Annotated in this window: 10 protein-coding genes; all 10 read left to right on the top strand. The window is 69.2% G+C overall.

What is annotated here, in order from left to right; all coding sequences use genetic code 11:
- Nucleotides 1–176 precede the first annotated feature (176 nt).
- The 10 genes from BKA16_RS01185 to BKA16_RS01140 all read left to right on the top strand — a co-directional run bounded on the left by BKA16_RS01185 (nucleotide 177) and on the right by BKA16_RS01140 (nucleotide 13109).
- Nucleotides 177–893 carry a DUF4143 domain-containing protein gene (locus tag BKA16_RS01185; RefSeq protein ID WP_246371888.1) on the top strand — a complete coding sequence of 239 codons (717 nt, stop codon included), beginning with the start codon at nucleotides 177–179 and terminating at the stop codon, nucleotides 891–893.
- 326 nt (nucleotides 894–1219) lie between these two features.
- Nucleotides 1220–2665, top strand: a complete 1446-nt coding sequence (gndA, locus tag BKA16_RS01180; protein WP_183368846.1) for an NADP-dependent phosphogluconate dehydrogenase — start codon at nucleotides 1220–1222, stop codon at nucleotides 2663–2665.
- Between the two features lie 354 nt (nucleotides 2666–3019).
- Nucleotides 3020–3115 carry a K(+)-transporting ATPase subunit F gene (kdpF, locus tag BKA16_RS01175; protein ID WP_183368845.1) on the top strand — a complete coding sequence of 32 codons (96 nt, stop codon included), beginning with the start codon at nucleotides 3020–3022 and terminating at the stop codon, nucleotides 3113–3115.
- A gap of 3 nt (nucleotides 3116–3118) precedes the next feature.
- On the top strand, nucleotides 3119–4801 hold the full coding sequence (gene kdpA, locus BKA16_RS01170; protein WP_183368844.1) for a potassium-transporting ATPase subunit KdpA: 1683 nt from the start codon (nucleotides 3119–3121) through the stop codon (nucleotides 4799–4801).
- On the top strand, nucleotides 4798–6834 hold the full coding sequence (gene kdpB, locus BKA16_RS01165) for a potassium-transporting ATPase subunit KdpB (protein ID WP_183368843.1): 2037 nt from the start codon (nucleotides 4798–4800) through the stop codon (nucleotides 6832–6834). Before kdpA ends, kdpB begins: the two co-directional genes overlap by 4 nt.
- Nucleotides 6835–6839: 5 nt before the next feature.
- Nucleotides 6840–7469 (top strand): potassium-transporting ATPase subunit C, encoded by a 630-nt coding sequence (locus BKA16_RS01160; RefSeq protein ID WP_183368842.1) that lies wholly within the window; start codon nucleotides 6840–6842, stop codon nucleotides 7467–7469.
- 9 nt (nucleotides 7470–7478) lie between these two features.
- On the top strand, nucleotides 7479–9974 hold the full coding sequence (locus tag BKA16_RS01155; protein ID WP_183368841.1) for a DUF4118 domain-containing protein: 2496 nt from the start codon (nucleotides 7479–7481) through the stop codon (nucleotides 9972–9974).
- Nucleotides 9974–10669 carry a response regulator gene (locus BKA16_RS01150; protein WP_183368840.1) on the top strand — a complete coding sequence of 232 codons (696 nt, stop codon included), beginning with the start codon at nucleotides 9974–9976 and terminating at the stop codon, nucleotides 10667–10669. The genes BKA16_RS01155 and BKA16_RS01150 overlap by 1 nt, the downstream gene beginning before the upstream one ends.
- A 35-nt stretch (nucleotides 10670–10704) precedes the next feature.
- Entirely contained in the window at nucleotides 10705–11082 is a 378-nt protein-coding gene (locus tag BKA16_RS01145; protein ID WP_183368839.1) for a PPOX class F420-dependent oxidoreductase, read from the top strand.
- Between the two features lie 269 nt (nucleotides 11083–11351).
- Nucleotides 11352–13109, top strand: coding sequence for a hypothetical protein (locus BKA16_RS01140; protein ID WP_183368838.1), 1758 nt, complete (start codon nucleotides 11352–11354; stop codon nucleotides 13107–13109).
- Nucleotides 13110–13116: the final 7 nt, after the last annotated feature.

The raw sequence follows: 13116 nt of genomic DNA, 5'->3' as shown, positions 1-13116 counted from the left end.
CGGTAGAACTGATGTATTGCCACTTTGAACATCAAGGACCTGAGTCAGGGAGAGATCAACGGCCGGGTCGATGATTTCGTGACCCGCCTCGTCGGGGGGCGTCGATCCGGTCGAGTTCCGGAGCTCCTGTGCGCGAAGAGACTACGCGGACCTGCTCGCTGCAGGCGGCTATCCCGATGCCTTCCGGCGGGGGGTCTCGCCTCCGCTCGGCATGGTTCGACGGTTATGTCGACCGAATCGTTCAACGGGACGCGCGTGACGTTCGCCGGGTGGTCGATCCTCGGCGGCTTGCCACCGTGCTGAAGCTACTCGCATCGAATCAATCGGGCGAAGTGGTTCGAGCCAAGCTGGCGCGAGACGCGGATATTCCGGATACCACGATGACGGCGTATCTCGACCTGGTCGAGACGCTCTATCTCGTCGAGACGATCCCTCCGTTGGCGAACAGTCTTCGCACTCGACAAGCGGGCAAGGCCAAGGCGGTCGTCGCAGACTCTGCGTCGGCTATGCATCTGGCCGGGGTGACCTCCGGGTGCGCGACCGATCTCGTCACCGGCGGTGAACTGCTCGGGCCGCTTCTCGAAGGGCTGGTGGTGTCTGAACTCGGCAAACAGCGAACGTGGAGTGAGACGGGGTTCTCCCTCTTCCACTATCGGGAGACATCCGGCATCGAGGTCGATGTCATCATCGAACTCGACGACGACAGGGTGATCGGTGTGGAGGTGAAGGCGAGTCAGACGTATCGGCCCGAGCACTTCCGTGGACTCCAACGTCTCAGCGAGCGGCTGGGAGACCGGTTCGCCGGCGGCGTGGTCCTCGGCACCGCCGATCACGGGGTGCAATTCGGTGCGAACCTCGTCGGACTGCCGATCGCGTCGCTGTGGGAGCTGTGAGCGAGAACAAGGTGTCCTGACCTGCAACGGAGCCGTCGAGTGAAAGAAACTTTACATCGACTCGAAGACATGTAAAGAAATCGAAGGTTTCTTTACATGTCGCAGGTCAGGTGGCTCGACTGCGCTCGACCGGCGAGGGACTGCGGTTCTCCTGAGCGGAGTCGAAGGCCTCGACCGGCAGCGGGCCCAGGGCTCGCTCAATCGGCCGATCCACCGACCCTTGTGTCGCACGGCACACCGGTCGCGTCGTCGGCTCGCCCACCACGTCCCCGACCGGCATTGCAATATAGAAGGTAACCGCGAGACGTCTATCGATGGAGACACACATGGCTGACCAAGCGACCGCACGCGCCCAGATCGGAGTCACTGGACTGGCCGTCATGGGCTCGAACATCGCCCGTAACTTCGCGCGTCACGGTTACACCGTCGCGCTGCACAACCGCAGCATCGCCAAAACAGACGCCGTGATCGCCGAGCACGGCGGCGACGGCGACTTCATCCGCACCGAGAGCATGGAGGAGTTCGTCGCCTCCCTGGAGCGCCCGCGTCGCGTGTTGATCATGGTGCAGGCCGGTGCGGCGACCGACTCGGTGATCGAGAACCTGGCGGATCTGATGGAGCCGGGCGACATCATCATCGACGGCGGCAACTCCCTCTACACCGACACCATCCGCCGCGAGAAGGCGATGAGTGAGCGCGGTCTGAACTTCGTCGGCGCGGGTATCTCGGGCGGCGAGGAGGGCGCGCTCAACGGCCCGTCGATCATGCCGGGCGGACCGGCGGAATCGTACGAGTCGCTCGGCCCGATGCTCGAGTCGATCGCAGCGCAGGTCGACGGCGAGCCGTGCTGCACCCACATCGGTGCGGACGGCTCCGGCCACTTCGTCAAGATGGTGCACAACGGCATCGAGTACGCCGACATGCAGCTCATCGGTGAGGCGTACGACCTCATGCGCAAGGCCCTGGACCTGCCGGTCTCCGAGATCGCCGACGTCTACCGCCAGTGGAACACCGGCGACCTGGACTCGTACCTGATCGAGATCACCGCCGAGGTCCTCGGACAGGTCGACGCCGCGACCGGTAAGCCGCTGGTCGACGTGATCGTCGACCAGGCGGGTCAGAAGGGCACCGGCCGCTGGACCGTCAAGAGCGCACTGGACCTGGGCATCCCGGTCACCGGGATCGGCGAAGCCGTCTTCGCACGTGCTCTCTCCAGCGCCGCCGACCAGCGCAAGCAGGCGCAGGGACTGGCCTCCGGCGAGCTCGCCGGTGCACCGACCGACAAGCAGGCGTTCGTCGAGGACATCAAGAACGCCCTGTACGCGTCGAAGGTCGTCGCCTACGCGCAGGGTTTCGACCAGATCAAGGCCGGCAGCATCGAATACGGATGGGACGTCAAGCCGGGTGATCTCGCCACCATCTGGCGTGGCGGCTGCATCATCCGCGCCAAGTTCCTCAACCGCATCCGCGAGGCCTACGCCGAGAACCCGGAACTGCCGAGCCTCCTGCTGGCCCCGTACTTCCGGGAAGCCGTCGAGAACGCGGTCGACAGCTGGCGTCGCGTGGTCTCGACCGCGACCCTGATGGGCATCCCGGTTCCGGCGTTCGCGTCGTCGCTCTCGTACTACGACGGTCTGCGCGCCGAGCGTCTCCCGGCCGCTCTGATCCAGGGACAGCGCGACTTCTTCGGCGCCCACACCTACCGTCGCATCGATAAGGACGGCTCGTTCCACACCCTGTGGAGCGGTGACCGCACCGAGATCGAGGCGTAGCGGACCTGCCCCCCCATTGATCGAGCGGAGTCGAGATCTCGACTCCGCTCGATCTGCATGCGGTGACGCTCCCGGTCGACGCGTGGTGATGCTTCCGGTCAACATGCGGTGACGCTCCCTCCGCGTGCGGTGCATTCCGTCGCGGCGCTCAGATCTCGTCAAGATTCGCTGGGACGGCGTATGGATCGCGCTAAAGCCTCTGGCGGTGCGCCGGATCTGGGTCGACCGTGGATCTCGTGAGTTGTGGACACGAGAAGGAGCGGTCATGGCCGATGCGGTGATGGTTCTCGTCGGAGGCGGCGCGATCACGGCGCTCGTCCTGGTGGTGCATGCGCTGGACCGTCGGAGCTCCCGATGAGCGGCGGCACGGTGAACGTGATCCTCGCGGTGGTGGCGCTCGCGGTGCTCGGCTACCTCTTCGTCGCCCTCTTGTTCCCCGAGAGGTTCTGACGCGTGGACGACACCTGGTCGGGCGTTCTGACCGTCGCGGCCGTGGTCACGGTGCTGGCCGTCGCCCACGCACCGCTCGGCGACTACCTGGCGAAGACGTACCGCAGCACCCGCGATCTGCGCGTGGAACGGCTGATCTACCGCCTCGCGCGCGTCGACCCCCGCGCGGGTCAGACCTGGCGCGCCTACGCGATGAGCGTCCTCGGATTCTCCGCAGCGTCGCTGGTGGTCCTGTACCTGCTGCAGCGGTTGCAGAGCGTCGCGCCGTGGTCCGACGGCAAGCCCGCCGTCCCGCCGACGATGGCGTTCAACACGGCCGTCTCGTTCGTCACCAACACCGACTGGCAGTCGTACTCGCCGGAGGCGACGGTCAGCAACCTCACCCAGATGCTGGGCCTGGCCGTGCAGAACTTCCTGTCCGCCGCCGTCGGCATGGCGGTGGCCGTCGCGCTCATCCGCGGAATCGCCGCACGACGGGGCGGCGACCTCGGCAATTTCTGGGTCGACCTGGTCCGCGGCACCCTGCGGATCCTGTTGCCGCTCGCCTTCGTGATCGCCGCGATCCTGGTGACCGCGGGCGCCGTCCAGTCGTGGCGCACGGGAGTCGATGTGACGATGCTCGACGGGAGCCGTGCACACGTACCAGTGGGGCCGTTCGCCTCGCAGGAGGCGATCAAGGTCCTCGGCACCAACGGCGGCGGCACCTACGCCGCGAACTCGGCGCACCCGTTCTCGGTGCCGACGCCGCTGGCGAACCTCGTCGAGATCATCGCCGTGCTGTTGATTCCCGTATCGCTGACCAGGACCTACGGCACCATGGTCGGCGACCGCAGGCAGGGCTACACGCTCCTCGGCGTCATGGCGACCGTCTGGCTCGCGGTGACCGTGGCCGTCTGGGCGTTCGAGGCACACGCGTCCGGGGTGGCGGGCGCCACCATGGAGGGCAAGGAGACCCGGTTCGGCGTACCCGGATCGAGTCTGTTCGCGGTCGCCACCACCGGCACGTCGACGGGAGCGGTGAACTCCGCGCACGACAGCTTCTCCGCGGCGGGCGGCGGCGGACTGATCTGGAACATGCTGCTCGGTGAGGTCGCACCGGGCGGTGTCGGTTCCGGCCTGTACGGACTGCTGGTCCTCGCGATGGTCACCGTGTTCGTCGGCGGGCTCCTGGTGGGCCGGTCCCCGGAGTTCCTCGGCAAACGGATCGGCCGCCACGAGATCACCCTCGCCGCACTGTACGTGCTGGTGATGCCCGCTCTCGTCCTGACCGGAGTCTCGATCTCGGCCCTGCTCGGCTCGACGCGTGACTCACTCGGCAACGACGGCGCACCCGGCAGCCCGAACGCGATCCACGGATTCAGCGAGATCCTGTACGCGTACGCGTCCGCGGCCAACAACAACGGCAGCGCGTTCGGCGGACTCACGGTGACCGACGACTGGTTCCAGATGTCCCTCGGACTCGCGATGCTCCTGGGTCGACTGTTGCCGATCGTCCTCGTGCTGGCCCTCGCCGGGCGACTCGCCACGCAGACCCCGCGCGACTCGTCTGCCGAGACACGCGGCTCCGCACTGCCGACCCACGGCGTCGTCTACGGCGCACTGCTCCTCGGGACGACACTGCTCGTCGCCGGACTGACCTTCTTCCCGGCGATGGCGCTGGGACCGATCGCGGAGGCGCTCGCATGACCGTTCACCAGGCCCCCGACATGGTGCGCAGCGGTGCATTCGATCCACGGCAGCTGATCTCGACGCTTCCCCGGGCCGCGGGCAAACTCGACCCGCGCGAGCAGGCTCGTCACCCGGTGATGTTCGTGGTCTTCGTCGGCGCCGTGGTCACGACCCTCCTGTCGATCTGGCATCCGTCCGTTTTCGCCTGGACCGTCGTCGCCTGGCTGTGGTTCACCGTCCTCTTCGCGGGCCTGGCCGAGGCCGTCGCCGAAGGCCGCGGCCGCGCGCAGGCCGACAGCCTGCGCGCGGTGAAGAGCGACACGCAGGCGCGCCGTCTCGACGACGACGGCGAGACCACCCGCGTCTCCGGCGCGGATCTGCACGTCGGCGACATCATCGTCGTCGAGGCGGGGGAGGTGATCGCGGGCGACGGCGACGTGATCGAGGGCATCGCGACTGTCGACGAGTCGGCGATCACCGGCGAGTCCGCACCCGTCGTCCGTGAGTCCGGCGGGGACCGGAGTGCGGTGACCGGCGGCACGGTGGTCCTGTCGGACCGCATCGTCGTCCGTATCACCACCGAACCCGGACACACCTTCGTCGACCGGATGATCGCCCTCGTCGAGGGTGCCGCGCGGCAGAAGACGCCCAACGAGATCGCCCTCGACATCCTCCTCTCCTCGCTCACGATCGTCTTCCTCCTCGCGGTGGTCGCCGTCGGGCCGCTGCAGCAGTTCGCCGGGCAGGCCGCGGATCCGGTCAAGCTGATCGCGTTGCTGGTGTGCCTGATACCGACGACGATCGGCGCCCTGGTCTCCTCCATCGGCATCGCGGGCATGGATCGACTGGTGCAGCGCAACGTGCTCGCCATGTCGGGTCGGGCCGTCGAAGCCGCGGGCGACGTCGACACCCTCCTCATGGACAAGACCGGCACCATCACCTTCGGCAACCGGCGAGCCACCGCACTGATCGCCGCCCGCGGCGTACCGGACGCCGAGCTCGCCGAGGTCTCCTACCGGTGCAGCCTCGCCGACGAGACACCGGAGGGACGCAGCATCGTCGACCTGGTGCACAGCGCGTACACCGTCGACGACGGGCCGGTCGGGACGGTGGTGCCGTTCACGGCGCAGACGCGTATGAGCGGCGTCGACGCCGACGACGTGTCGTGGCGCAAGGGCGCAGCCGACTCGGTCCGGGCCTGGATCGGCGAGCTCCCGGTCGACGTCGACGATGCCGTCGACGCGATCGGGCGACGTGGGGGCACCCCGCTCGTCGTCGCCGAACGGACCTCTGGCCCGATCCCGTCCGCGCGGGTGCTCGGCGTCGTCGAACTGTCAGATGTGGTCAAACCGGGTATGGCCGAACGTTTCGTTCAACTGCGGGCCATGGGCATCCGCACCGTGATGGTGACCGGCGACAACCCGCTCACCGCCGCGGCGATCGCCGCGCGGGCAGGCGTCGACGACTTCGTCGCGGAGGCCACTCCGGAGGACAAACTCGCGCTGATCCGGCGCGAGCAGGCATCCGGTCGGCTCGTCGCGATGACCGGCGACGGAACCAACGACGCCCCGGCGCTCGCCCAGGCCGACGTCGGGCTCGCGATGAACACGGGGACGTCGGCCGCGAAGGAGGCAGGCAACATGGTCGACCTCGACTCGGATCCCACCAAGCTCATCGAAGTGGTCGGCATCGGCAAACAGCTGCTTATCACGCGCGGCGCGCTCACGACGTTCTCCCTGGCGAACGACCTCGCGAAGTACTTCGCCATCCTGCCCGCGTTGTTCTCCACCGTCTTCCCTCAGCTCGGCGCGCTCAACATCATGCATCTGCACTCCGCGCAGTCGGCGATCGTCTCGGCCGTCGTGTTCAACGCGCTGACCATCGTCGCACTGATCCCGCTGTCGCTGCGCGGCGTGCCCTACCGCGCGATGAGCGTGTCGCGGCTGCTGCGACGCAACCTGCTCGTCTTCGGCGTCGGTGGAGTGGTGACCCCGTTCGTCGGGATCTGGCTCATCGACCTCGTCGTCCGTCTCCTGCCCGGAATGGGGTGACCGCTGTGAAGACCACAGTCATCGGCTTCGTCCGTCAATTCGTCGTCGGTCTCGCCGCCGTCGTCGCGCTCACCGTCGTGGTCGGCGGCGCGTATCCGGTCGCCGTGTGGGCGTTCTCCCGCATCGACGCCACGAGCGCGGAGGGATCGCCGGTCACCGACCGCACCGGCTGCACAGTCGGATCCCGACTCGTCGGCGTCGACCAGCGGGCTCCGGCCGGGCATCCGGACCCGTACCTGCACGCCAGGGTCGCCGGCGGTGTCGGCGATCCGATGGCGCCCGGTGACCCGTCCCGGTCCGGAGCGAGCAATCTCGGCCGCAGCAGCGACGACCTGCGTCGGATCGTGCAGGAGCGACGTGCCGTCGTCGCCGCGCGCGAGAACGTCCCGCCGTCGCGAGTCCCCGCCGACGCGGTCACCGGATCGGGATCCGGAATCGACCCGGACATCTCACCGACCTACGCGGGTCTGCAGGTCCCGCGGATCGCACGGGTCACCGGACTCTCTCAGGCGAGGGTTCGCGCGATCATCGCCGAGAACACGACGGGCCGACAGCTCGGCTTCCTGGGCGAACCGACCGTGAACGTGATCGGCGTCAACGTCGCGCTGGGGCTCGTCGGTCCCGGCTGCCGATAGAATTCCGCTATGACGGCAGACGGCCGGACGCGGCGGGGACAGCTGGAGGTGTTCCTCGGTTGTGCGCCCGGAGTCGGCAAGACGTACGAGATGCTGGCGCAGGCGCACATGCTGCGCGACGACGGCGTCGACGTCGTGGTCGGCGTCGTCGAGACGCACGGTCGGGCGGCGACGGCGGCGATGATCGACGGACTCGAGACGGTCCCGCGGCGGCGCGTCGACCACCGGGGAGCCGTGCTCGACGACATGGACCTCGACGCCGTCCTCGCGCGCCGACCCCGCGTGGTCCTCGTCGACGAACTGGCCCACACGAACGCTCCCGGATCGGCGAACGCCAAGCGGTGGCAGGACGTCGACGTGCTGCGCGACGCGGGGATCGACGTGCTCTCGACCGTCAACATCCAGCACCTGGAGAGCCTCAACGACGTCGTCGCGCAGATCACCGGAGCGACCCAGCGAGAGACGGTGCCCGACGCGGCGGTCCGCGGCGCCGACCAGATAGAACTCGTCGACATCGAGCCCGCGGCGTTGCGACAACGGTTGTCGGCGGGACGAGTGTACGAGCCGTCTCGGATCGACGAGGCGCTCGCGAACTTCTTTCGACAGGGCAATCTCACCGCGCTGCGCGAACTCGCGCTCCTGTGGCTGGCCGACCGCGTCGACGACAAGCTCGCCGACTACCGGTCGGCGAATGCGATCACCGACACCTGGGAGGCGCGTGAGCGGGTCGTCGTCGCGGTGACCGGCGGACCGGAGACGGCGACGCTGATCCGGCGCGCGAGCCGGATCGCGTCGCGGTCGAGCGCCGAACTGAGTGTGCTGCACGTGGTGCGCGGGGACGGGCTGGCCGATGTCGGATCGGCCGATCTCACCGCGGTGCGGTCGCTCGCCGACGACCTCGGCGCCGGCGTGTACACGGTGGTCGGCGACGACGTCCCCACCGCGCTTCTCGACTTCGCCCGCGGAATGAACGCCACCCAGCTGGTGGTCGGCACGTCCCGGCGCTCGCGGTGGCAGCGGATGGTCGACGAGGGCGTCGGCGCGCGAGTGGTCCGCGACAGCGGGCGCATCGACGTGCACATGGTGACGCACGAGCAGGCACGTCGGCCCAACCCGCTCGACCTCCGGCAGACGCGATTCCACCGTCCGCTCAGCTGGGTGTTCGCGATCGTCGTCCCGGCGATCGTCTCCGGTCTCATCGCGGGCTTGGACCGCTGGCTGGGTTTCGCGAGTGAATCGTCGATGTACTTCGTCGGCGTCCTTGCCGTCGCGATGCTCGGCGGCGTCGCCCCGGCCGCGGTGTCGGCGGTGGCGTCCGGACTGGCGCTCAACTACTTCTTCGCCGACCCGCGCTTCACCCTCACCATCGCCGAACCCGACAACGCGGTGACGCTCGCGGTGATGCTCCTGATCGCGATCGCCGTCGCGGCGCTCGTCGACTCGGCGACAGTCCGCCGCGTGCAGGCGCAGCGCGCGGTGCGAGAAGCCGAACTGCTCGCCCTGTTCTCCGGCGCGGTGCTCGACGGGGCGGGCGCCGCCGACCTCTTGGAACGGGTGCGGACCACCTACCAGCAGACCGGGGTGAGGGTCATCGACGCGGCGGGCGACACCGCGACCGCGGCGGGAGTGTGGGACGGGGAGCCGGACACCGTCTGCCCGGCCTACGACGGCGCCTATCGATTGGAGACGGTGGGGCCGCCGATCGCGGCCGGCGACCGACGCGTGCTGACCGCCGTCGCCAATCAGGTCGCCTCGGCGGCCGAACGCGACCGGCTCGCCGCCGAGGCCGCGGTCGCCGACGAGGTGGCCCGGACCGACGAACTGCGCCGTGCGTTGCTCGCGGCGGTGAGCCATGACCTGCGCACTCCGCTCGCGGCGGCCAAAGCCGCCGCATCGAGTCTGCGCAGTGATGACGTCACGTTCAGCGCGGAGGACACCGCCGAACTGCTCGCCACGGTGGAGGAGTCGGTCGACCAACTGTCGTCGCTGGTGGGGAACCTCCTGGATTCGTCGCGCCTGGCCGCGGGCGTCGTCCGACCGCAGCTGCGACCCACCTTCCTCGCCGAAGTGATCCACCGCGCCACAGCGGCCGTCGCCCTCCGCGATCCCGCGGCGGCCGACATCGTCGTGACGATCGACGAACCGTGGGCCGTCACCGACGGAGGGCTCCTCGAGCGGGCCATGGCCAACCTCGTCGACAATGCGCTGCGGCACGGTTCCCGCGATGTGCAGGTCCGCACGGAACTCGTCGACGACGACGGACCGCGCTGCCGGATCAGCGTCGTCGACCACGGCGAAGGCATCGGCGACGACGAACTGCCGCGCCTGTTCGTGCCGTTCCACCAGTACGGAGATCAGAACCGTGTCACCTCAGGCGTCGGGCTCGGGCTGTCGGTCGCGAACGGTTTCGTCTCGGCCGTCGGCGGCACGCTCGTCGCGGCGCCGACCCCCGGGGGCGGGACCACCATGGTGATCGACCTGCCGGTCGGTGAGGGAGGTGTGTGATGGCATCCGATCGAGGCCGTGTCCTGGTCGTCGACGACGAACCGCAGCTGTTGCGAGCACTCCGGATCAATCTGCGGGCGCGCGGATTCGAGGTGATCACCGCCGCCGACGGTGCGAGCGCCCTCGCCGCTGCGGCGAGGCACTCTCCGGACGTGGTGGTCCTCGACCTCGGACTGCCCGATATGGACGGCGTCACCGTGCTGCACGGTCTGCGCGGGTGGAGCACCGTCCCGGTGATCGTCTTGTCGGCGCGCACGGACGCCGCCGACAAGGTGACCGCCCTCGACGCGGGTGCCGACGACTACGTGACCAAACCGTTCGGCATGGAGGAGCTGCTCGCGCGGCTGCGCGCCGCGATCCGCCGCGGGGCGGTCGTCGCCGGACCGACCCCGAGTCCGGTCGTCCGCGCCGGATCGATCGAGGTGGATCTCGCGGCGACCCGGGTGCTGCGCGACGGCGGCCCGGTCCGATTGACGCCCACCGAGTGGGGGATCCTGGAACTGCTGGTCCGCGCCGACGGGAACCTGGTGAGCCAACGCGAGATCCTCGGAGCCGTGTGGGGTCCGGCCTACGTGACGCAGACCAACTATCTGCGGGTGTACCTCGCGAGTCTGCGACGCAAGCTCGAAGACGATCCGTCCCGGCCCGCGCACTTGATCACCGAGGCCGGTATGGGTTATCGATTCATGCGTTGACGTGCGTCGACCGCCGTCGACGGTAGGCTGGCGCCATGACCACCGTCGGGGAGATCGCCGAAGCCAAGTACGTCATGCTGACGACCTATCGCAAGACCGGCGAGGCCGTGGCCTCTCCGCTGTGGGCGGTGCGTGACGGGGCCGACCTCGTCATGTGGACGGTCGCCGACTCGTGGAAGGTCAAGCGGCTACGTCGCGACAACCGGGTCCTCGTCCAGAAGTGCGACGCGCGTGGATCGAAGACCCTCGGGGATCAGGCCGCCGGCATCGGCATCGTGAACGACGACGGGGCCCGCGCAGCCGACCTGATAGTCAAGAAGTACGGAGTGCTCGGGCGGTTGACGGTTCTCGGGTCTCGTCTGCGTCGCGGTGCGGCGGGGACCGTGGAGATCAGAGTCCGGGACGTCGTGTAATCGACCGCCGCGGTGACGAGTTCATAGGCGAGACGACATCCACGGAGTCGCGATGGACGACTGCGGAGGGGCCGAACCGGGCGGGTTCGGTTTCCGCGAGCGGTCGTCGAGACCGATGGATCGTCAACGGGCCGCGCAGCTTTCGGCTCTCGCGCGAGAGGCCGCCGCACGTGCGGTCGTATCGTCCGAACGGATGAGCTTGGCTCGGTCCGGTAACGGGTTGCTCTCATTTGAAACCATCGCCGATCACGGCTGGTTTCCTCGTCGACATGAGCCGAGAAGGGGACTCCCCGCCGTCGTCACAGGTCCGCAGACCGCACGCGATCTGGACCGGCGTGGTCGTCGGCGCGATCCTCGTCGTGATCGGCTTGACGGTGTTCGCGGAGATCAGGGCGGTGCCCGCATGGCACCGGGGCTCTGACCCGCTGCCCGGATCGGATCTGCGGTGGATCACTCCTGTCGTCGCGTGCGCCGCGGTGGTCCCGGCTCTCGTCCACTTCGTGGCGAGGCCCCGGCGGAGCCGTCGCTGGGATCGGGCCGACATCGGAGTCTCGGTACTCGGCGTCGCCGCGATCGTCGTGCTCCTGGCGGTGTCCGCGGGTGCGCGCGACGACGCGGCGGGCCTCCAGGCGGCACCGGGCGTGATCGACCGTCCGAGCATCGTCGTCTACGTGGCGATTCTGGGAATCGCGATCGGTGTCGGCGATCTCCTGTCCCGCGTGGTACGCGTCCCGCAGCGCGGACGTCGCCGTGCCGCACGCAGATTCGCGACCGCCGCGGTGTGCTCGTCGGCGATCCTGGCGACCGTCGCGGTGTTCGTGGCCTGGCCTGCGGGCCCGTCGCCGCGGCTCGACGGCCCTGACGGTAGACAAGCGAGCGGCGATGCACCGGTCCGCATCGACTGGGACGAACCGGCCCCGGACGCGCAGGCCTGGGAGGCATCGATCCCGGCACCCGTCGCGGGCGGATTCGCCCTGCCGGGCGCGACGTCGGTCACCGCGTACGCCGACGGCCGACAGAACTGGCGACTCGACTTCGACGCGCGGGTCGTCGGTGCGTGGGGCGCTCCCTCCGCCACCCGCGACGAATCGTGGCTGCTGGTCCAGGTCGAGTATCCGGCTCCGGTGGGGCTGCTCACCTACGGCGTCGACGGCCGGGACGGGACGATCCGGTGGCGCACCGACGCGCTCGACGGTGCCGAGGCCGTCCGGGTGTCCGCGGACGGCGCCGTCGCCCTGACCGACGACGAGTCCGCCCTCGTGCGAGTCCGCAGATCCGACGGCACGGTGGATCGGATCGCCGACCTCGACGTCGACGACGACTGCCGCCGTCCGGACCGCTTCGACGTGATCGGCGACGAGTTCGCGGTGCCGCTCGTCTGCGCGGGCCGCCCGGACAGGTTCGCCGTGTACAGCAGGACGGGGGAGCGGAGGATCTACGGCGGAGCCGACCTCGGAGCGTCGGTGGACGAGAGCGTGCGCGTCGTCGCCGGGGATCGGGGCGTCGCCGCGATCATGGTGTCCGGCAACGGCGTCCTCACCACGCGATTCGCCTCCTCGGAGGGTGCGCGGCAGATCGCGGACGTTCCAGACGGATGGACCGTGACCGGGCTGATCGCGCGCGGCCGCGACGAGTGGACCGTCACCGCGGTCGACACCGACGGGCACGGCGCGGTCCTCTACGCCACCCCGGCGCAGGCCAAGACCGTCGTCGTCCGCACAGGTGCTCGCTCGGATCCGACACGCGACGACTGGACGCGCGTCGGGGACTCGCTGGCCGTCGTCGCCCCGTACGACGAACCGCAGGACGTCGGCGGCGTGCGGCAGGCGACGCCGCTCACCTATGTGGGCGCACCGATCCCGGGGAGCGGCACCGACCGCACCGCACCCGCGGTCACGGTGACGAGCGACCCGTGCCGCCCCGCGTCCAGGCCCGCCGATCGCCTGTTCGCCGTCGACGGGGCCGGGACGCTGATCCGATGCTCCGGCGAGACGGCGCTGTCACGGGAATGGATCTGGATTCCCTAGACACGCG

It is taken from the genome of Gordonia humi, from assembly GCF_014197435.1.
GTDB lineage: Bacteria > Actinomycetota > Actinomycetes > Mycobacteriales > Mycobacteriaceae > Gordonia > Gordonia humi.
The sequence above is the reverse complement of the archived record's forward strand: the minus strand, read 5'-3'. Positions and strand labels throughout refer to the sequence as shown.